Origin of the sequence: Pseudomonas sp. FDAARGOS_761 (assembly GCF_013343155.1) — a bacterium.
Classification (GTDB): Bacteria; Pseudomonadota; Gammaproteobacteria; order Pseudomonadales; family Pseudomonadaceae; genus Pseudomonas; species Pseudomonas aeruginosa.
Window position 1 is genome coordinate 2,425,806 of record NZ_CP054572.1, and the last position, 18,079, is coordinate 2,443,884.

Below are 18,079 nucleotides of genomic sequence, written 5' to 3' on the forward strand. Positions count from 1 at the left end.
CTGGACTCCTCATTCGCCCGCTTCGGGCTTGCGGCGGCTGCGCGGCTTGGCCGCCGCCGGTTTTTCGCTGGCGGGCCGCGCCGGGGACGTGGCCCTCGGCTTGCGCGGCTTGGCGGCCGGCGCTTGCAGCAGGGCCGGGGTTTCCTTGGCGGCCTTGGCCCGACCGCGGGTCTTCTTCGGTGCCGCCGCGGCGGCTTCCGCTTCGGCCAGTTGCCGGGCCATGGCCCAGTGGCGTTCGGCCTGGCCGTCGGGGCAGCCCTCGGATTCCCAGATCTGGTAGGCGAACTCTCGTATGCGTTTTTCGTCGGCGCTCATGGGGTGTCCTCCTGGGCGAGGCGGTAAAGCAGGTTGACGGGAAAGTCGGCGAGCACTTCGGACAGGCTCAGGTGCCCGTCGCTGGGCAGCGGCATGGTGGAAAACAGGCCGCTGTAGGTGCATTCGGAGAGACTCGGCGGCAGCAGCAGGCAGGTGTCGCCCCAGGCCTCGGCCGGCACCTGCGGCTGCGTGGCGTGGCCGAGCAGGGCGCAGGCCAGGCGCGGGACCACCACCAGCAGGCAACCGTGACGACTGCGCCGGGCGAAGGCCAGGACCCGCTCGGCATGCTCGCCGCTGACCTCCAGGGGCAGGTAGTCGCCGTCGCGGAACAGGCCCGGCTGCATCCGCCGCAGCCCCAGCACGCGGGCGATCAGGGTCTGCTTGATGCGACCGTCGCGCCAGTGCTCCAGCAGTTCCGGGAAGGGCGTCGGCGCGGCCAGGGCGGCGGCGTGCCGGGCGAAGTCCACCGGCCTCCGGTTGTCCGGGTCGACCAGGCTGAAGTCCCAGTCCTCGCGCCCCTGGTAGAGATCGGGGATACCCGGGCAGGTCAGGCGCAGCAGGCATTGGGCGAGGCCATTCAGGGCCCCGGCCGGCATCAGTCGCGCCGCCGCGTTGCCCAGCGACTGGCGCAGGGCCTGGGCCAGTGGCGCGCGCAGGAGTTGTTCCAGATAGTCGGCGCAGGCGCGCTCGTAGTCTTCGTCGGGCGCGGTCCAGCGCGTGCGCAGCTTGGCTTCGCGCAAGGCCTTGCATTGCCATTCGCGCATCCGCGCGAGGAACGCTTGGTCCAGGGCGGCGCCGTCGCAAGGCGCGTCGAGCGGCCAACTGCCGAGCAGGGCCTGGAACAGGATCAGCTCGTCGCCGGGACTCGGCGCCGGCCCCTCGGCGAGGTCGCGGCGTAACGGCGTGGCCAGGCTTTGCCAGTGCTCGACGTTACGCGCGAACCAGGGCGCCAGTTCACTGAGCGCCGCAAGACGGGCGCGGGCGTCCTCGCCGCGCTTGTGGTCATGGCTGGCGGTGGCCAGCAGGGCGCGCGGGCTGGCCAGGCGCCTGGCTTCGCAGGCGGCATGGAATTCCTCGGCGGAAGCGGCGAAGCGCTGCGGGTCGAAGCCGACGTCGTTGCGCGAGAGCAGGGCCGCCGAGCGATAGCAGGCGGTATCCTCCACGGCCTTGGCGGCGGTCGGCGAACTCAACTGCTGGAAGCGCGCCAGCAACTCGCCGCGCAGGCGCCGCAGCGGACCGGGCGGCAGCTCGCGCAGCGGCTGCCCGCCGAGCCAGCGTTCGAGATGGTCGAGGACCGCCCGGTCGGCTTCGTCGAGATCCTCGCGGGCCGCCTCTGCGGCATAGCGGAACACCTCGCGATCCTGCACCGAGCGACCGCAGGCCCCGGCGTAGGTACGGTAGACCGGAAAGCGCGCGAGCAACTGGAACAGCGCGCGGCGGATACCGCCCAGGGTCAGGTCGCGGCTGGCCAGGTCGGCCCGCGCCACCCGCAAAAGACCCTGGGCGAGGTTCTCCAGGTCACCGGCGAGGCTTCCCGCCAGGACCAGTTGGCGAGCCTGGTAGACCTCGTCGAGAAACGCCTCCGGGCGTCCGCTGACCCGCTGCCAGAGTTCGCGCAACGGTCGTTCGCCGCGCGGATCGTGCTGCAACAGGCTGACCTGGTTCATGAAGTCGTAGCCGGTGGTGCCGTCGCACAGCCAATCCTCGGGCAGGCGCTCCTCGCCACCGAGGATCTTCTCAACGTACAGCAGCATCGGCGCGCCGCCGCGACGGGCGCGGATCCGCTCGCTGCGGCGGCGCAGGCGTCGGCAATAGCCGCGCGGATCGGCCAGGCCGTCGACGTGATCGATGCGCAGGCCATCGAGCAGACCGTCCTCGAGCAACTGGAAGACCTTGCCGTGCACGGCCTCGAACACCTCGCCGCGCTCGACCCGCAGGCCGACCAGTTCGCTGATGTCGAAGAAACGGCGCCAGTTGATGTCGTCCGCCGCGGTGCGCCAGCTGGCCAGGCGGTAGTGCTGCGCCTCGAGCAAGCGGTGCAGGCGTTGGCGAGCCTCCTCGTGGCGTTCCTGGAGCTTGCCCAGGGTGCGCTCCAGGGCGGCGCGCGGAGCGCTCTCGGCGAGCGCAGCCGCCAGTCGACGCTGCATCTCGCGCAAGGCCTCGCGGTCCTGCCGGCACTCGCGGAAACCGCCGGCCAGGTCTGACAGGCGCGGCTCGCCGCTGTCTTCCAGCAGCTCCGGGTAGCTGCCCGGCCAGAGGGGGAAGCGCTGCTCGCCGTGGCTCGCCAGCAGGCGGCCGGCCTCGCGGTCCAGGCTCAGGCCGATCTCCCCGGCAGCCAGGACCTCGCCGTAGTCGCTGCGCAGGAACGGCAGCAGCACCTGGCCGCGCAACGCGGCGTCGTGGGATTCCCACTGGATGTCGAAGAAACTCGCGTAGGGACTCTCGCGCCCCCATTCGAGCACGTCCTGCCACCAGGGATTGGCGCCGCCGCCGATGCCCATGTGGTTCGGCACTATGTCCATGAGCAGGCCCATGCCGCGTTGCCGCAGCCCCTGGATCAGGCGCAGCAGCGCCGGCTCGCCGCCCAGTTCCGGATTGATCCGGGTCGGGTCGACCACGTCGTAGCCGTGGCTGGAGCCGGGCCGCGCGCGGAACAGCGGCGAGGCGTAGAGATGGCTGATGCCCAGGTCGGCGAAATAGTCCAGCCAGGGCAGGGCATCGTCGAGGGTGAAGCCGGCGTGGAATTGCAGGCGCAGGGTAGCGCGGGGCTCAATCATGGGCGGCCTCCTCGGCATCCCGGCGGCTGCGTTCGAGCAGGCGCAGGCGCCGGTCGACCTGCGGCGTTCCGAGCATCTGCGCGGCGTTTTCCGGCCAGCGCCGCCGCCAGTTCGGGTGGGCGTCGCCGGGGCCGGGCAGGTTCGGCTGCTCCAGGCTGCCCAGGGCGTCCTCCAGGGGCAGTAGCACCACCGGCGCGGGGGTTGCCCCGACATAGCCGATGCAGGCGTCCAGCGGCACTTCGGCGGCGGGGTCGGGATCGACCGGCGGTTCGAGGCTGGCGGCCAGCGCCCGGCGCTCCTCGGCGCGCAGTTCCAGGTCGGCCGCGCATTCCTCGGCGCTGCGGTGTCCGGCGCGGCCGCGCCAGTGGATGTCCTGGCCCCGCCACCAGCCGGACAGGCTCGGCAGGTCGTGGGTGCTGGTGGTGGCCATGGCGTCCGCCGGCCATTGCGCCGGGGGCACGAAGCGTTCGCCGCGCCGCTCGAAGAGCAGCACGCGGGTACCCAGCACCTGGCGGCGTGCCAGTTCCTCGCGCAGGCCTTCGGGCACGGTGCCGAGGTCCTCGCCGATGACCAGCGCCGAGGCGCGACTGGCCTCCAGCGCCAGCAGGCGCAGCAGCTCGCGTTGCGGGTAGCGCAGGTAGGCGCCGGCGTGGGGCGGCTGGCCGCGCGGGATCAGCCAGAGACGTTGCAGGCCCATCGCATGATCGATGCGTAGCCCTCCGGGCCAGGCCAGGTTGGCCCGCAGCATCTCGCGGAATGCCCGGTAGCCGTGGCGGCGCAGGCCTTCGGGATTGAACGCGGAAACGCCCCAGTCCTGTCCGGACTGGTTGAGGATGTCCGGCGGCGCGCCGACATTCACTTCGGCGAGCAGCTCTTCCTGCCGCGACCAGGCCTGGCTGCCGCCGCCGTCGGCGCCCACCGCCAGGTCGGCGACCAGACCGATGGCCATCCCGGCCTCGCGCGCCTGGCGCTGGGCATGTTGCAGGCAGCGTTGGGTCAGCCACTGGCCGAAGGCGCGGAAGTCCACTTCATCGGCATGATCGGCGCAGAACGCGGCCACCGCCGGCTCGCCGGGGCGGCGCAGCGGCTCCGGCCAGCGTCGCCAGTCGGGGCCGGCGCCCAGGTGCGCCTGCAGGGTCTCGAAGCGGCAGTGGTGCAGCAGGGCCTCGCCGGCTTCGCGGCGGAATTCGGCGAGGTCGTGGCGCAAGGGACTGGCGCGCTCGATGAAGTCGCGGTGGAGTTGGCGCAGCAGGCGCATGCGCAGGTCCGCCGCCGCTGTCCAGTCGATCAGCTCCAGGCTCTCCAGGCGGGCCATCTCCGCGGCCAGGCCGGCGCGACGGATCGCCTGTTCCACCGCCGCCGCGCCGAGAATGCTCGCCGGCGCGGCGTGCAGGACATTGAAGAACAGCCGGCTGGACGGCGAGTAGGGGCTGTAGGCATGTCCGTTGGCCTCGGCGAGGGCGTGCAGCGGGCTGATCGCCAGCGCGTCGGCGCCATGCCGCGCGGCGCTGCGTAGCAGGTCCTCGAGGGCGGCGCTGTCGCCCAGGCCGCCGTCGCCGGGGCGGCGCAGGGCATAGACCTGGGCGGCCAGACCCCAGCGACGCGAGCGACCCGGGGCGAGGCTGGCCAGGGACGGACAGCTCGGCGGCGCCATCGCCACCGCCCATTCCCGCTGCTCCAGCGACAGCTGCGCATAGCCGCTGCGGGCCTGCGCCGGCAGGCGGCCTTCGGCGTCCAGGCGCAGGGCGATCCGCGTGCCGTCCTCGTAGACCAGTTCGCCCGGGGTGCCGGCGGGGCCGAGCGCTTGCTCCAGCGGCTGGCCGCATTCGCCGACCAGCAGTCCGAGGTTGGCGCTGTCCTCGCGCAGCCGGGCCAGCGCGGCCAGGCTCTGTTCGATCTGTTGCGGACTCTGCGCCGGATAGCCGAGTGCTTCCAGCAGGCCGCGCTGGACCTCCGGGTCGACCCGCTGCGGCCGTCCGTTGGCGTCCTGCCAGTCGAGTTGCAGGCCCACGGCGGCGGCCAGTTCGGCCAGGCGTGCGTCACTCATGGGCGGGCTCCAGGCTGACCGCGATGCTGCGGGGACTTAGGCGGCCGCGGCGATACTCGGCACAAGCGAGGTTGTCGAGGAACAGCACCTGGGTGGCGGCCGCCGGCGGCTCGACTTCCGCTTCGAGCGGAGAAGGGTTGAAATCGATTCGCCAGTCACTGCCGTCACCGAGTCGCCAGCGCGCCGACAGCGCGGCGCCGGCGATGGTGGTCACGCCCAGCGAACGGGCGCCGCGCAGGCGCGGGATCAGGTGTTCGTGACGGATTTCCAGCAGTTGCCGGTAGAAGCCGCGCCAGGCCGGGTCGCAATCGGCCAGGCCGGGACGCGAGCGCTCGAAGGTCTCCACCGCGTTGGGATCGGGGAGCGAAGCCAGGGTGGCGCCGTCGCCGAAGCGGCCGAACTCGCCGAACTCCTTGCGTCGTCCCTCGCGGACCGCGTCCGCCAGTTCGCCCTGGTGATCGGTGAAATACAGGAACGGTTCGCGCGCGGCGCATTCCTCGCCCATGAACAGCAGCGGGATCATCGGCGCGAGCAGTTGCAGCGCTATCGCCAGGCGCAACGCCTGGGGTTCGGCGAGAACGCTGAGACGCTCGCCGAAGGCGCGGTTGCCGACCTGGTCGTGGTTTTGCAGGAACAGCACGAAGGCGTCCGGCGCCAGGTCGGCACTCGGTTCGCCGCGCGGCCGGCCGTGGCGGTTGGCTTCGCCCTGGTAGACGAAGCCTTCGGCCAGGCAGCGCGCCAGGCACCGCAGCGGCTCGGGGTAGTCCTGGTAGTAGCCGTCGTTCTCGCCGGTGAGCAGGACGTGCAGCGCATGGTGGCCATCGTCGTTCCACTGTGCGTCGTAGCCCTGGCGCAGCAGGCTGGCGCGGTTGTCGTCGTTCTCCAGGACCAGGTGCAGATGGCGCTCGGGGCCGGCGGCGCCGCGCAGGCGGCGGGCCATCTCGACGAGGAACGCGCTATCGGGAATCGCGTGCACGGCATCGAAGCGCAGGCCGTCGATGCGATAGTCGAGCAGCCACATCAGGGCGTTTTCATAGAAGAACTCGCGGACTTCGCCGCGACGGAAATCGATGGCCTGGCCCCAGGGCGTCTGCCGGTCGTCGCGAAAGAACGCAGCGGCGTACTGGGCGAGGTAGTTGCCGTCCGGGCCGAAGTGGTTGTAGATCACGTCGACGAAGACCATCAGGCCCATGCCGTGTGCGCTGTCGATCAGATGTTTGAGCTGCTCGGGCGTGCCGTAGGCCGACGCCGGGGCGAACGGCAGCACGCCGTCGTAGCCCCAGTTGCGGCGACCGGGAAACTCGCCCAGCGGCATCAGCTCCACGGCGGTCACGCCCAGTTCCACCAAGCGCGGAAGGAAGCGCTCGACCTCGGCGTAGGAGCCGAACAGGCCGACGTGCAGCTCGTAGATCACCGCTTCGTGCCAGGGCCGCCCGCGCCACTCGTCGACGCGCCAGGCGTAGGCGTCATGGTCCAGCACCTGGCTGTGGCCATGCACGCCGTCGGGCTGGAACTGCGAGGCCGGGTCCGGCACCCCGGGGCGGCCATCGATGCGGTAGCGGTAGCGGGTGCCGGGCGGACAGGGCAGGGTCGCCTCGAACCAGCCGCTGTCGCTGCCTTCCAGCGGCCAGTCGCGGCCGTCGGCGGTCTCGACCCGGACCTCGCGGGCGTCCGGAGCCCAGAGGCCGAAGCAGGTTCGGCCGTTGCCTTGGAACTGGGCGCCGAAGCGGCGCCGGATCGCCATCATTGGCGTACCCCGCGCAGGGCCGGAGCGGTATTCCTCAACAGGCGCCGGTACAGGCGGTTGTAAGGCTCCACCGAGTCGCTCCAGAACATCGGCGCGGCCATCGCCTTGCAGCGCATGGCGTTGAGCAGCGAGGGACAGTGGTAGACGTTGATCGCGCGCATCACCGCGTCGAGGTAGCTCTGCGCGGTTTCCTCACGGAACAGGAAGCCGGTGACCCCGTCGACGATGGTATCGGCGAGGCCGCCGGTGCAGCGCGCGATCGGCAGCGAGCCGAAACATTGCGCATAGAGCTGACTGAGCCCGCAGGGCTCGTAGCGCGAGGGCATGAGCAGGAAGTCGCTGCCGGCGTAGATACGGCGGGCCTCGGTCTCGTCGAAACCGATATGCACGCCGACCTGGCCGGGATGACGCCGGGCGAGCTCGAGCATGGCCTTCTCCAGGTTCGGCTCGCCACGGCCGATGCTGACCAGGCGGCCGCCGGCCTGGAGCAGGGCATCGCTGATCTCCAGGGTCAGGTCGATGCCTTTCTGCTGCACCAGGCGCGAGACCACCGCGAACAGCGGCCCCTTGCCCGGCTCCAGGCCGAAACGCTCCTCCACGTAGCGCGTGTTGGCGCGCTTGCCGGCCCATTGGCGGGCGCTGAAGCCGGCCACCAGGTGTGGATCGCAGTGCGGCTGCCAGCTATCGTCGATACCGTTGACGATGCCGCTGAGCTGACGCTTCTCGACCTTGCACTTGAGGATGCCGTGCAGGCCGCAGCCGTATTCCGGGGTAGTGATTTCCTGGGCGTAGGTCTCGCTCACCGTGGTGATGTGGTGGGCATGGGCGATGCCGGCCTTGAGGAACGACAGGCGCCCGTGGAATTCCATGCTTTCGTGGCTCAGCGCTTCGTCGGGAAGACCCAGCTCGGCGCTGCATTGCAGGTCGCAGAGGCCCTGGTAGGCGAGGTTGTGGATGGTGAACAGGCTCGGCGTGCGCACGCCGTTCCAGGCCATGTAGGCCGGGGTCAGCGCCGACGGCCAGTCATTGGCGTGCACCAGGCCCGGCTGCCAGCCCTGGGCGCCGCGGCCGCCGGCGATCTCGGCGGCGGCCAGGCACAGGCGGGCGAAGCGCAGGTGGTTGTCCGGCCAGTCATTGCCCTGGTCGTCCATGTATGGCGTGCCCTCGCGCTCGTAGAGCAGCGGGCAGAGCACCAGCATGACTTCCAGGCCGTCGTCGAGGGTCACCAGGCCGATCTCGCAGGGCGGGATCGCCGCCCGGCCGGGCAGGCTGCCGATGATCCGCAGGTCGCGGCAGCGCTCCAGCACCTGGCGGTAGCCGGGCAGCAGGACCCGCACCGAATGCTCGCGCTTGAGGACCCGCGGCAGCGCGGCGGAAAAGTCGCCGAGTCCGCCGACCTTGACGAAGTCGCTTAGCTCGGCGGTGACGAAGAGTATCCGATCCCTCTGTTGCGGCGGGTCCTGCGGGTGCAGCAGCGACGGAAAAGCGGTCAGTACCGCGGGTTCTTCCAGGCAAGCGCCTGCAACAGAATGTCCCATGTCATCCTCCGGTCGTACGTTGTCCTTGGCGTTGGTCGGTCGGACTCCGTCGCGCCGTGGCATGGGCGAAGTCCTTGCTAGGGGTGACCGGAGGGGAGCGGCGGAAGTTTAGTTTTTTTTACCGGCGGCTCGGCTTGCGAGAGGCCTCGCCAGGGGGTTGCAGGCGAGACGACGGGCGCGGCGGGTTGCCGAATGCAAGGCTTGCCGGGGGTTTTCTTGCAAAGTGCAAATATCAATTCGCCGGCTTGTTTTTCAACTTATTGATTTATAAGAATTTTATTTTCCAGAGAAATTGGTACGCCTTCTGCTCGACAGAGATACGCCTGATTACCGGCGTCAAAGAATCTGATGAGACAGGAGGCCAGCAATGCTAGAGACCGATGAAAACCTGGTTGAGTACCTGGAAGAGCATTTCAAGGATGTGCGCGTCAGTTGCCAACCTCGGCCTGACGGCGCGTTGCTGGTGACCTTGCGTAACGACCAGGGCAAGCGCCTGGTGAGCCGGGCGATCTCCGGCCAGGAGCAGAGCAACCCGCTGTTGCTGAACCAGGTGCTGGAGCGCATCCGCCGGGACCTGATCATCGACCAGGGGCCGCTGCAGATCCGCGACAGCGACTATTTCCGCAAGCGTATCGACCTGCTCACGTTCCGCGATAGCGACAACCAGCATCTCACCCACCGCAAGGTCCTGGTCGCCGGCGGCAAGCTGCGCACCATGAGCCTGGCTCGCTGAGCCGGCTGTTTCAGCGCCGGGGCGGCCAGGCGCCGACCCGGCCTTCCGACGCATGGTCCGAACCAAATCCGCTCTCGTACCCTCCATCTAGAACTCATACCAACGATGGAGGCGGACATGCGTTTTTCCATTTCTGCATCATCGGGTGCGCCAGCGACGAGTCCACGCAACCCATCCGGGGACCCGGACGAATACCCGGTTCCTGACCACGAAAGCCACGTCCCCCAGGAGTTCCCGGAAGAAGTTCCGATGGAACGGCCCGACGAAGAGTCCCTCTCGCCCATACCGGAGCCCTGAACGCCGGGTCTCCATCCAGGAGGAGCGGAACATGAGCGCAGACCCTCGGCAGAGACTGGTGGTGGCCCATAGCGTCGATCCCGCGGCCGCCGAACATGAAGTGCAGGGCAACCTGGCCCTGGCGCGCTGGCTGGCGGAAGTCCAGAAGCTGGAGTTCGGCGGCCGCTACGAACCCGAATTGCACCAGCGAGGCCCCCTCTACCTGGTCCCGACCCGCACCCTGGTCGGCAGGGAGACCGCCGTGCGCCTGGGCGTGAACAGTGACGAAGATCTGCTCGGCGGTTTCGTCGAGCACGCGTTCATCGCCGGCAAGGCCATCGTCCATCCGCTGCCGCGCGGCGGCGTGGCGCCGGAAGGCTGGAACCCGCTGTTCGCGGAGAAGGTCCGCGACGTCGTGCTCAACGGCGTCAGCGTCTTCAGCCTGGCCGACGCACACCGCGCCGGCGGCCGCCTGCTCGCCGAAGGACCGGTGCGGGCCAAGCTGGCGGAGGCCTGTGGCGGCCTCGGCCAGTACGTGGCGCACGACCTCGACGAACTGGACGGCTGGCTCGGCGGGCTGGAGGAGCGCCAGTTGGCGCAGGGCCTGGTACTGGAAGCCAACCTGGACGGGGTCGTTACCCATAGCGTCGGCCAGCTCCGGGTCAACGGCTTCCTGCTGAGCTACCACGGTCAGCAGCACCAGACCCGCAACGCGCGCGGCGAACTGGTCTACGCCGGCTCCGACTTGCTGGTGGCGCGCGGTGGCTATGCCGAGCTGCTGACCCTGGACCTGGCCCGCGAGGTGCGCCAGGCCATCGAGTACGCGCGCATCTTCGACACCGCCGCGGCGATCTTCTTCCCCGGCTGCTTCGCCTCGCGGCGCAACTACGACATTGCCCAGGGCCGGGACGGCAACGGTCGGGAGCGCTTCGGCGTGCTCGAGCAGTCCTGGCGGGTCGGCGGCGCGAGCAGCGCCGAGATCGCCGCGCTGGAGGCCTTCCGCGCCGACCCGGGACTGCCCGCGGTGCGCGCCGCGTCGTTCGAGACCCACGAAGACAAGCGCCTGCCGGACAACAGCCGGGTGATCTATCGCGGCCCCGACGAACACGGCGACTTCCTGCTCAAATATGCGATGACGGGGGAGGCATGACGGCGAACAGCGAACGCATCCGCATCGGGGTCGGCGACGACCGGATCGAAGGCACCTTCCTCAGCCCCCGGGCGAAGGTCCCCGGCGTGCTCTTCGTGCACGGCTGGGGCGGCAGCCAGCAGCGCGACCTGAAGCGCGCCCAGGGCATCGCCGGGCTCGGCTGCGTGTGCCTGACCTTCGACCTGCGCGGCCACGGCGCGGAAAGCGGGCGCCAGGCGCTGGTGACGCGCGAGGACAACCTGCAGGACCTGCTCGCCGCCTACGACCGGCTGGTGGCCCACCCGGCCATCGACAGCCAGGCGATCGCGGTGGTCGGCACCAGCTATGGCGGCTACCTGGCGGCGATCCTCAGCCAGTTGCGCGCGGTGCGCTGGCTGGCCTTGCGGGTACCGGCGATCTACCGCGACGAGGACTGGCTGACGCCCAAGCTGCTGCTCAACCGCGAGGACCTCATCGAGTACCGCGGCAGCCTGATCCCGGCCGCCAGCAACCGAGCCCTGCAGGCCTGCGCGGGATTCCGCGGCGATGTGCTGCTGGTGGAGTCGGAGTTCGACAGCTATGTGCCGCACTCGACCATCATGAGTTTCCGCGCCGCCTTCCAGCAGACCCATTCGCTGACCCACCGGATCATCGACCACGCCGACCATGCGCTCAGCAGCGAGGCGGCGCAGGACGCCTATACCTCGATCCTGGTGGACTGGATCACCGAGATGGTGGTCGGCGAACGTCTCAGCATCACCCCGGCCTACGCCACCATCCATCCGGCTTTCTGAACGCTCCGCGACGGCGGGCCTCCCACCTTCCGTGGGCGCTGGTTGCTGCCCACGTCCCGTGCCGGCAGGCGCCGGCGTCGTCAGACGCGAGAACTCCCGGACAGCTCCGGGCCAAGGAGAGCGAAATGAACCAGACCAACCTCGACGACACCCTCGACGTACTCAACGACCTGCTGCAAACCAGCAAGGATGGCGAGGCCGGCTTCCAGGCCTGCGCCGAAGACCTGCGCGATCCGCAGTTGAAGGCGGCGATGCTGGAGCAGAGCCGCGACTGCGCCGCGGCTGCCGACGAGCTGGAGCGGATCGTCCTGGAACTGGGTGGCAAACCCAAGGACAGCACCAGTTTCGCCGGTGACCTGCATCGGCGCTGGGTCGACCTGAAGTCACTGGTCACCGGCAAGGACGAAGAGGCGGTGCTCAACGAATGCGAGCGCGGCGAGGATGTCGCCAAGCAGCGTTACCAGGCGGCGCTGGAAAAACCGCTGCCGGCGGAGATCCACCAGGTGATCGAGCGCCAGTACCAGGGCGTGCTCCGTCACCACGACCGGGTCCGCGCCCTGCGCGACGCCCGCGCCTGAGGCCCGGTGCCGCGAGGGGAATGCCATGAGGCGGTCCCGGGCCTTGCTGCGCGACGGCCAGGAACCGCGCTCATTGCGGATCTCCGCGTTTCCGCTGATCGAGGCGACCGCCCGTCCTCGTGACTGAACTCGGCGGAGGAGCGCGCGCTCAGCCAGAGAGAGTGCCGGAGCACTCGGATAACAAACCGATGAGGAGCGACCATGAACGCCATCGAATTGCTGGTCCATGACCACGAGACCGTGAAGAAACTGCTCAATGAACTCAGCGAGACCACCGAACGGGCGCTGAAGAAGCGCAGCGAGCTGCTGGGCAGGCTGGAGCTGGAACTGGTGCTGCACACCGCCATCGAGGAAGACATCCTCTATCCGGCGATCAGGGACAGCGGCGGCAAGGAAGAGCTGAAGATGTACTACGAGGCCAAGGAGGAACACCGCACGGTGGACTCCCTGGTCCTTCCCGACCTCAAGCGCACCCGCCCGGACACCGTGCAGTTCGCCGGCCGGGTCAAGGTGCTCAAGGAACTCCTGGAGCACCACATCGAGGAGGAGGAGGGCGAGCTGTTCCCGCGCGCCCGGCAATTGCTCGACGCCGCCGCCCTCAAGCAACTCGGCCAGGCCATGCAGCAGCACAAGAAAGAGCTGAAGGCGCGCCTGGAAAAACGGGCGGCCTGAGGCATGCGCGAAGAAGACCGCGCCTTGCTCGAGGAACTCCTGCTGGCACGTGGCCCCGGTGGCCAGGAAGACGAGGTCAGGGCCATCTGCCAGCGGGAACTCGAGGGCTGTTGCGACGAGGTCGGCAGCGATGCCGCCGGCAACCTGGTCGCGCGCATCAGCCCGCCGCACCTGCCGCGCGAGCAGGCGCGGCGGGCCGCGGTGCGGCTGCTCGCGCACCTCGACGAGATCGCCATGATCGTCAAGCGCGTCGAGGCCGACGGTACCCTGCGCGTAGTGGCGCTCGGCGGCGCCCAGCCGGTGAGCTTCGGCGTCTGTCCGGTACAGATCCTGGCCGGCGAGGCGGTACTCGACGGCGTGCTGTCCTACGGCAGCATGCATGCTACCGGCGAGTCGCCGCAGGGCTCCGACGTGCTCTCGGGCGCGGTGCACTGGCGCGACGTACACGTGGTCACCCGGCGCAGCGCCGAGGAACTGGCGAATCTGGGCGTGCGACCGGGTACCCGCGTGGTGCTCAACCGTCTGTGGCGGCGCCCGTTGTACTTCCAGGATTGCGTCGCCGCGCACTTCCTCGACGACCGCGCACCGCTGCTCGCCGTGCTCGGCGTGGCTCGCGAGATCGCCCGGCGCCGCGACGAGTTGCACGGCGACCTCTACCTGGTGCTCACCACCATGGAGGAGGAGAGTAACGCCGGCGCGCTGTTCGCCGCGCGCCGACTGCCGGGCGACATCAGCATCGCGGTGGAAGTCGGCCCAACGGTAGCCGAATACGGCACCCGGCTGTGCCGCGACCCGATCGTCAACAGCGGCGACTCCAAGGGTTATTACAGCCGCCATGTCACCGACCGCCTGTTGCGGGCCGCCGAACGCTGCCAGTACCAGCCGCAGGCGGCGCTGCTGGTGGACTTCGCCTCGGACGCCAGCGCGCTGCTGAGCCACGGCGAGGCCGCGCAGGTCGGCTGCATCGGCATTCCGACCGAGAACACCCACGGTTTCGAGATCGTCCTGGAAGAGGGCATCGAGGCTTGCCGGCGGACGCTGGTCGAGTTCCTCGTGCAACCGCCGGACGACGAAGCCTGACCGATAACCGAAGCAAGGAGAATTCCATGAACGAATACCTGCCGACTTCGACGGCCAATGGCCTGCCGCACAACCTGCAGCGCGGCGAGCGACTCGCTTCCATCGGCGCCGGACTGGTCCTGGCCGGCTTCGGCCTGGCCCGCGGTGGCTTGCCCGGCGCCTGCAAGGCGGTCGCCGGCGGCCTGCTGGTCAGCCGCGGGTTGAGTGGGCATTGCCATGTCAAGGGCCTGCTCAATGAACCGCGGGAAGAGTTGCAGTTGCTGCGCGAAGAGGTGCAGCACCTGACCCGCCGCCTGCAGCGCCTGCAGGAGCGCCAGCGCGACGACTCGCGGCAGGACGCTGCGCTGGACGCCGAGCTGCCGCCGAACCTGCCGTGATAGCCATGGGCCCTGCGCCTGGCGCAGGGCCCATCGAAGAGAGGAGGGCGAGACGATGGCCAGCCAGCTGTTCCTGATCAGCTACATCCTCGACGACCAGCCGATGACCTGCGAATTGCACAGCGAGGCGGAAACCCTCAGCCGCGAGGAGGCCCGCCGCCACTTGGAGGCACTGCATCGACCGCACGACGCCGAGGCGATCAGCGATATCCAGGTCAGCAAGGTGGAACGTACCCATGAACCGGGCACCACGCCGGGACACTACCAGCAGCCCTGACGGCGGGAGGGGCTCAGCCGGTGCCGGTCTGGAGTTCCGCCTCGAACTCGCCGAAGCGCCTGATTTCCTCGCGCAGGTTGAGGATGAAGGCGCTGAGGTCGCTGAAGCTGCTGCTCTTCAGGAAGTCACTGTTGGGCACGATGTAGAGCGCGCCGTGGGGACCACCCACGCGGCAACTGATGGTCACCGTGAAGTCGGGGTTCAGTTGGCACTGGCAGTCGTGGTCGCGCAGTTCCTCCTCGAGGATCTTCTTCAGGTACAGGTAGGAAAGGTTCATCTGGCCAGCTCTCCCCGGTTTGCGCAACGCAAGAAAAAAATCCACTCCGTCCCTGGAGCGGGATTAGCCTGAATCAGAGAGAAACCGTCGATACATGCCAACGGTACGGATAACTATAGGTGCCGCGAGGCCGAAATGCCGGCAACATCCAGAATCTGCGGGATAAGCTGCATCCCGCATGGCGCGCGGGATGCAGAATGCAAGAGATCGTGCAGAACGCTGATGCCGGAATGCAATCATCGCGGGTGAAAAGCCCGTTCGGCACTCCTTATAAGCATCTGGAAAATTCGCAACGCCATCGGGTTATATGTGTTTTCTCGATATCTCCGCTACGAACCTCGCCGATTCACCAGCGAAGAAGCCGATCTTTTTTGCCGGGTTTCCCGCATCGCCCGCCGCAATCCCCTTGCCACCCCGTAACCGAGCAGGCAGCCGAGCAGGGTAGCGCCGACCTGCAAGACCAACCCCAGGGCATTGGCCAGGCTCGGCGAGCGTGCGAGTACGCCGGCTTCGGGCCAGAACGCCAGCCATACCGCGACGAAGGCGAGCACCAGGTCGTACCAGGCGCCGCTGACCCCACCCGGGCGGTAGCCGCGAACGAAAACGATGAAGGCGCTGAAGGCCAGGGCCAGCAGCAAGGTGCCGAAGGCCTGGCTGAGGGTATCGGGGCCGGACATGGCGGGTTCTCCTCAGGGCGCCAGGCGCAGGCACTGGCGCTTGTGCAGGCCGAGACGGACTTCGTCGAGCAGCGCTTCGGCGCAGGCGAATACCCTGGCGGCCTCCACTTCCGTGACGTCGCCGGCGCGGCTGAAATCGTCGATGCGCAGGCCGGCGGGCAGGCTCGGGACCTCCACCAGCGTCCAGTCCAGGCCGCTGACCGTGAGGCTGCGCTCGAGCCCGGCACCCAGTTGCTCCTCGCCGGCGTCGCGCGGCGCCACCAGCCATTGCCAATGGCCAAGCAGGAACAGGCGCGGTACCTCGGCGCGCAGGGCGCCATCGATCAGCGCGGCGCAGATCGGCGGCAAGGCTTCGGCGGCGTAGTCGGACAACGGCGCGAACAGCAGGTCGAGACCGGCAGCCGCCTGGCTGACCTCGATCGACGACGCCAGGCTGGCTGGCTTGCAGCGCAGCCCGGGGCGCGCCTGCAGGCTGTTGAGATCGGCTTGCAAGGCGCTGACTTCGATCTGTCGCTGCAAGGCGGCGGCGATCAGCGCCTGGCTCAGGCTGTCGTGGGGATGGAATATCCCCAGCTTCAGGGTTGCGGTTTCCAGATTGCGCATGGGAACTCCGGGGTCGGTGCGGTGGAAAGGAGATGTCCCTACCTGCATATCGAAAGCCATACTCCGCACAAGGTTCCGGCGAATGGAATTCGCCGGCCGCGCCGGGGTCTTCCGAAAGGTCGGCCAAGTTCCTGGGGCGAGCCAGCGAGCGGCCGGAAGACGTTCTTCGTACTACCTTGCTGGGTGTGCCTTGCAGCCCGGGTCGAGCAGCCGACGAGTGAACACGTCCATGAAAACCACAAGAAAACCGAAAGTCCCCTTGAACCAGGCCACGCGCAACCGCCTGCTCGACGAAGCGGTCGACGACTACGCGATCCACACGCTGGACAGCGCTGGCCGTATCGCCAGCTGGAGCGCCGGCGCGGCGCGCCTGTTCGGCCACGACGCGAGCGAGATCCTCGGCCGCGACTACGCCTGCTTTCATACCCGCAAGGACCGCGACGCCGGCGTTCCGCAACAGGCGCTGCGCCAGGCGGATGCCGAGGGCCGCTTCGAGACCGAGGGCTGGCGGGTGCGCAGCAACGGCAAGCGCTTCTGGGCGCAGGTGGTGATCGACGCCATCCGCGACAGCCAGGGCCAGTTGCTCGGCTTCGCCCAACTGATCCACGACCTCAGCGAAGGGCGCGCGGCCAAGGAGGCGCTGCGGCGCAGCCAGGAGCAGTTCCGCCTGCTGGTGCAGAGCGTTACCGACTACGCCATCTACATGCTCGACCACCGCGGGCGGATCACCAACTGGAACCTCGGCGCTCAGCGGATCAAGGGCTACCTGCCGGAAGAGGTGATCGGCCGGCACTTCTCCTGCTTCTACACCCCCGAAGACCGCGAGGCCGGCGAACCGGCCCGCGGCCTGGCCGCCGCCGAACGCGAAGGGCGTTTCGAGAAGGAAGGCTGGCGGGTGCGCAAGGACGGCAGTCGCTTCTGGGCCAACGTGGTGATCGATCCGATCCGCGACAGCGATGGCCGGCTGATCGGCTTCGCCAAGGTAACCCGTGACATCACCCACCGGATCGAAGCCGAACGCGAACTGGAACGGGCCCGCCAGGAACTCTTCCAGGCCCAGAAGATGGAGTCCCTGGGGCACCTCACCGGCGGCGTGGCCCACGACTTCAACAACCTGCTGACGGTGATCATCGGCAGCCTCGGGCTGCTGAAGAAACGCCTGCCCGGCGACCAGCGCACCGCCGACCTCTTGCAGAACGCCCTGGAGGCCGCCCAGCGCGGCGCCAACCTGACCCAGCGGATGCTTTCCTTCGCCCGCAAGCAACGTCTCGATCCGCAGCCCTGCGCGATCCCCGACCTGTTGCGCGGGATGACCGACCTGCTGATCCATTCCCTGGGACCGAGCGTATCGATCGAGACGCGCTTTCCCCTGGATCTCGACCTCGGCCTGACCGACGCCAACCAGCTCGAACTGTCCATCATCAACCTTGCCACCAACGCCCGCGACGCCATGCCCAACGGCGGGCGCATCGTCTTTTCCGCGAGCAACCAGCGGGTGCCGGCGGACAATCCCCATCGCCTCGCACCGGGCAACTATATCTGCCTGAGCATCAGCGACACCGGCAGCGGCATGGACGAGGAAACCCTGCGCCGTGCGGTGGAACCCTTCTACACCACCAAGGGGGTGGGGCGTGGCACCGGGCTGGGCCTGTCGATCGTCGACGGCCTCGCCGAGCAGCTCGGCGGCCGGCTCACCCTGGAGAGCCAGCCGGGCGTCGGCACCACCGCGAACATCTGGATACCCGCCGTCCCGCGAACCCCGGAAAGCGCCCGTACGGGCAATGGCGTGACGCCGCAGGCGCCCAGCGAAAGCGAGCGGGTGCGCTTGTCCTGTCGAGTACTGGTGGTGGACGACGACCCGCTGGTGTTGAACAACACCGCGGCGATGCTGGAGGACCTCGGTTGCTCGGTACTCAAGGCCGACTCCGGCAGCCTGGCCCTGGAGATTCTCACGGCGACGCCGGAACTGGACATCCTCCTGACCGACCAGGCGATGCCACGGATGAACGGCAGCCAGTTGGTGGAGCGGGTCATGGCCCAGGGCCGGCCGCTGAAGATGGCCCTGGCCACCGGCTTCGCGGAAAAGATCGAAGGCGCGGCGGCACAGTTGCCCAAGCTGGCCAAGCCCTTCGGCCAGGAAGAGTTGTACCTGTTCCTGACCGGCACACTGAAGGCCGGCTGA

The 18,079-nt window shown here is 68.8% G+C and carries 17 protein-coding genes; 9 read left to right on the forward strand and 8 right to left on the reverse strand.

The genetic code is table 11. The features are described 5' to 3' along the window. Positions 1-9: 9 nt before the first annotated feature. From FOC67_RS11400 to glgA, 5 genes are read right to left on the reverse strand one after another with little or no spacing between them, the layout of a single operon-like run. Positions 10-315 (reverse strand): DUF2934 domain-containing protein, encoded by a 306-nt coding sequence (locus tag FOC67_RS11400; protein WP_003088948.1) that lies wholly within the window; start codon positions 313-315, stop codon positions 10-12. Continuing rightward, on the reverse strand, positions 312-3,092 hold the full coding sequence (locus tag FOC67_RS11405; protein ID WP_009315718.1) for a malto-oligosyltrehalose synthase: 2,781 nt from the start codon (positions 3,090-3,092) through the stop codon (positions 312-314). The genes FOC67_RS11400 and FOC67_RS11405 overlap by 4 nt, the downstream gene beginning before the upstream one ends. Beyond that, positions 3,085-5,139, reverse strand: a complete 2,055-nt coding sequence (gene malQ / locus FOC67_RS11410) for a 4-alpha-glucanotransferase (RefSeq protein ID WP_009315719.1) — start codon at positions 5,137-5,139, stop codon at positions 3,085-3,087. The genes FOC67_RS11405 and malQ overlap by 8 nt, the downstream gene beginning before the upstream one ends. Then, positions 5,132-6,883 (reverse strand): malto-oligosyltrehalose trehalohydrolase, encoded by a 1,752-nt coding sequence (gene treZ, locus FOC67_RS11415; RefSeq protein WP_003132140.1) that lies wholly within the window; start codon positions 6,881-6,883, stop codon positions 5,132-5,134. Before treZ ends, malQ begins: the two co-directional genes overlap by 8 nt. Then, a complete protein-coding gene (glgA, locus tag FOC67_RS11420; protein ID WP_009877798.1) occupies positions 6,883-8,424 on the reverse strand; it encodes a glycogen synthase GlgA in 1,542 nt (513 codons plus the stop codon). The genes treZ and glgA overlap by 1 nt, the downstream gene beginning before the upstream one ends. A 367-nt stretch (positions 8,425-8,791) precedes the next feature. On the opposite strand from glgA, the gene FOC67_RS11425 reads away from it, so the two are divergent. The 8 genes from FOC67_RS11425 to FOC67_RS11460 all read left to right on the forward strand — a co-directional run bounded on the left by FOC67_RS11425 (position 8,792) and on the right by FOC67_RS11460 (position 14,340). Next, positions 8,792-9,157 (forward strand): DUF3509 domain-containing protein, encoded by a 366-nt coding sequence (locus FOC67_RS11425; RefSeq protein ID WP_003110773.1) that lies wholly within the window; start codon positions 8,792-8,794, stop codon positions 9,155-9,157. A 328-nt stretch (positions 9,158-9,485) separates the two neighbouring features. Then, on the forward strand, positions 9,486-10,583 hold the full coding sequence (locus tag FOC67_RS11430; protein WP_009315721.1) for a DUF3182 family protein: 1,098 nt from the start codon (positions 9,486-9,488) through the stop codon (positions 10,581-10,583). Next, on the forward strand, positions 10,580-11,356 hold the full coding sequence (locus tag FOC67_RS11435) for a S9 family peptidase (RefSeq protein WP_009315722.1): 777 nt from the start codon (positions 10,580-10,582) through the stop codon (positions 11,354-11,356). Before FOC67_RS11430 ends, FOC67_RS11435 begins: the two co-directional genes overlap by 4 nt. Positions 11,357-11,481: 125 nt before the next feature. Further along, positions 11,482-11,934, forward strand: a complete 453-nt coding sequence (locus FOC67_RS11440; protein WP_003088965.1) for a PA2169 family four-helix-bundle protein — start codon at positions 11,482-11,484, stop codon at positions 11,932-11,934. A 201-nt stretch (positions 11,935-12,135) separates the two neighbouring features. Continuing rightward, positions 12,136-12,606 carry a hemerythrin domain-containing protein gene (locus FOC67_RS11445; protein ID WP_003088967.1) on the forward strand — a complete coding sequence of 157 codons (471 nt, stop codon included), beginning with the start codon at positions 12,136-12,138 and terminating at the stop codon, positions 12,604-12,606. 3 nt (positions 12,607-12,609) lie between these two features. After that, positions 12,610-13,686 (forward strand): M42 family metallopeptidase, encoded by a 1,077-nt coding sequence (locus tag FOC67_RS11450; protein WP_003088971.1) that lies wholly within the window; start codon positions 12,610-12,612, stop codon positions 13,684-13,686. Positions 13,687-13,712: 26 nt separating this feature from the next. Beyond that, a complete protein-coding gene (locus FOC67_RS11455; RefSeq protein ID WP_003088973.1) occupies positions 13,713-14,063 on the forward strand; it encodes a DUF2892 domain-containing protein in 351 nt (116 codons plus the stop codon). A 55-nt stretch (positions 14,064-14,118) separates the two neighbouring features. Then, positions 14,119-14,340: a hypothetical protein gene (locus FOC67_RS11460; RefSeq protein ID WP_003088976.1), complete on the forward strand. Its 222-nt coding sequence runs from the start codon at positions 14,119-14,121 to the stop codon at positions 14,338-14,340. 13 nt (positions 14,341-14,353) lie between these two features. Here FOC67_RS11460 and FOC67_RS11465 read toward each other — a convergent pair whose 3' ends face one another. The 3 genes from FOC67_RS11465 to FOC67_RS11475 form a co-directional block, all read right to left on the reverse strand. Beyond that, the gene (locus FOC67_RS11465; protein WP_003132124.1) at positions 14,354-14,662 is read right to left on the reverse strand and encodes a hypothetical protein; all 309 of its coding nucleotides are present in this window, start codon (positions 14,660-14,662) and stop codon (positions 14,354-14,356) included. A gap of 284 nt (positions 14,663-14,946) precedes the next feature. Then, complete coding sequence (locus FOC67_RS11470; protein WP_009315724.1) at positions 14,947-15,294, reverse strand: hypothetical protein; 348 nt, start codon at positions 15,292-15,294, stop codon at positions 14,947-14,949. A gap of 12 nt (positions 15,295-15,306) precedes the next feature. Then, positions 15,307-15,897, reverse strand: a complete 591-nt coding sequence (locus FOC67_RS11475; protein WP_009315725.1) for a hypothetical protein — start codon at positions 15,895-15,897, stop codon at positions 15,307-15,309. Positions 15,898-16,126: 229 nt separating this feature from the next. On the opposite strand from FOC67_RS11475, the gene FOC67_RS11480 reads away from it, so the two are divergent. Next, on the forward strand, positions 16,127-18,079 hold the full coding sequence (locus tag FOC67_RS11480) for a PAS domain-containing sensor histidine kinase (RefSeq protein WP_009315726.1): 1,953 nt from the start codon (positions 16,127-16,129) through the stop codon (positions 18,077-18,079).

Excerpts from the sequence above, each read along its gene's own strand:
- FOC67_RS11400 (WP_003088948.1), bottom strand. The coding sequence starts at position 315 with ATGAGCGCCGACGAAAAACGCATACGAGAGTTCGCCTACCAGATCTGG.
- FOC67_RS11405 (WP_009315718.1), bottom strand. The coding sequence starts at position 3,092 with ATGATTGAGCCCCGCGCTACCCTGCGCCTGCAATTCCACGCCGGCTTC.
- malQ (WP_009315719.1), bottom strand. The coding sequence starts at position 5,139 with ATGAGTGACGCACGCCTGGCCGAACTGGCCGCCGCCGTGGGCCTGCAA.
- treZ (WP_003132140.1), bottom strand. The coding sequence starts at position 6,883 with ATGGCGATCCGGCGCCGCTTCGGCGCCCAGTTCCAAGGCAACGGCCGA.
- glgA (WP_009877798.1), bottom strand. The coding sequence starts at position 8,424 with ATGGGACATTCTGTTGCAGGCGCTTGCCTGGAAGAACCCGCGGTACTG.
- FOC67_RS11425 (WP_003110773.1), top strand. The coding sequence starts at position 8,792 with ATGCTAGAGACCGATGAAAACCTGGTTGAGTACCTGGAAGAGCATTTC.
- FOC67_RS11430 (WP_009315721.1), top strand. The coding sequence starts at position 9,486 with ATGAGCGCAGACCCTCGGCAGAGACTGGTGGTGGCCCATAGCGTCGAT.
- FOC67_RS11435 (WP_009315722.1), top strand. The coding sequence starts at position 10,580 with ATGACGGCGAACAGCGAACGCATCCGCATCGGGGTCGGCGACGACCGG.
- FOC67_RS11440 (WP_003088965.1), top strand. The coding sequence starts at position 11,482 with ATGAACCAGACCAACCTCGACGACACCCTCGACGTACTCAACGACCTG.
- FOC67_RS11445 (WP_003088967.1), top strand. The coding sequence starts at position 12,136 with ATGAACGCCATCGAATTGCTGGTCCATGACCACGAGACCGTGAAGAAA.
- FOC67_RS11450 (WP_003088971.1), top strand. The coding sequence starts at position 12,610 with ATGCGCGAAGAAGACCGCGCCTTGCTCGAGGAACTCCTGCTGGCACGT.
- FOC67_RS11455 (WP_003088973.1), top strand. The coding sequence starts at position 13,713 with ATGAACGAATACCTGCCGACTTCGACGGCCAATGGCCTGCCGCACAAC.
- FOC67_RS11460 (WP_003088976.1), top strand. The coding sequence starts at position 14,119 with ATGGCCAGCCAGCTGTTCCTGATCAGCTACATCCTCGACGACCAGCCG.
- FOC67_RS11470 (WP_009315724.1), bottom strand. The coding sequence starts at position 15,294 with ATGTCCGGCCCCGATACCCTCAGCCAGGCCTTCGGCACCTTGCTGCTG.
- FOC67_RS11475 (WP_009315725.1), bottom strand. The coding sequence starts at position 15,897 with ATGCGCAATCTGGAAACCGCAACCCTGAAGCTGGGGATATTCCATCCC.
- FOC67_RS11480 (WP_009315726.1), top strand. The coding sequence starts at position 16,127 with ATGAAAACCACAAGAAAACCGAAAGTCCCCTTGAACCAGGCCACGCGC.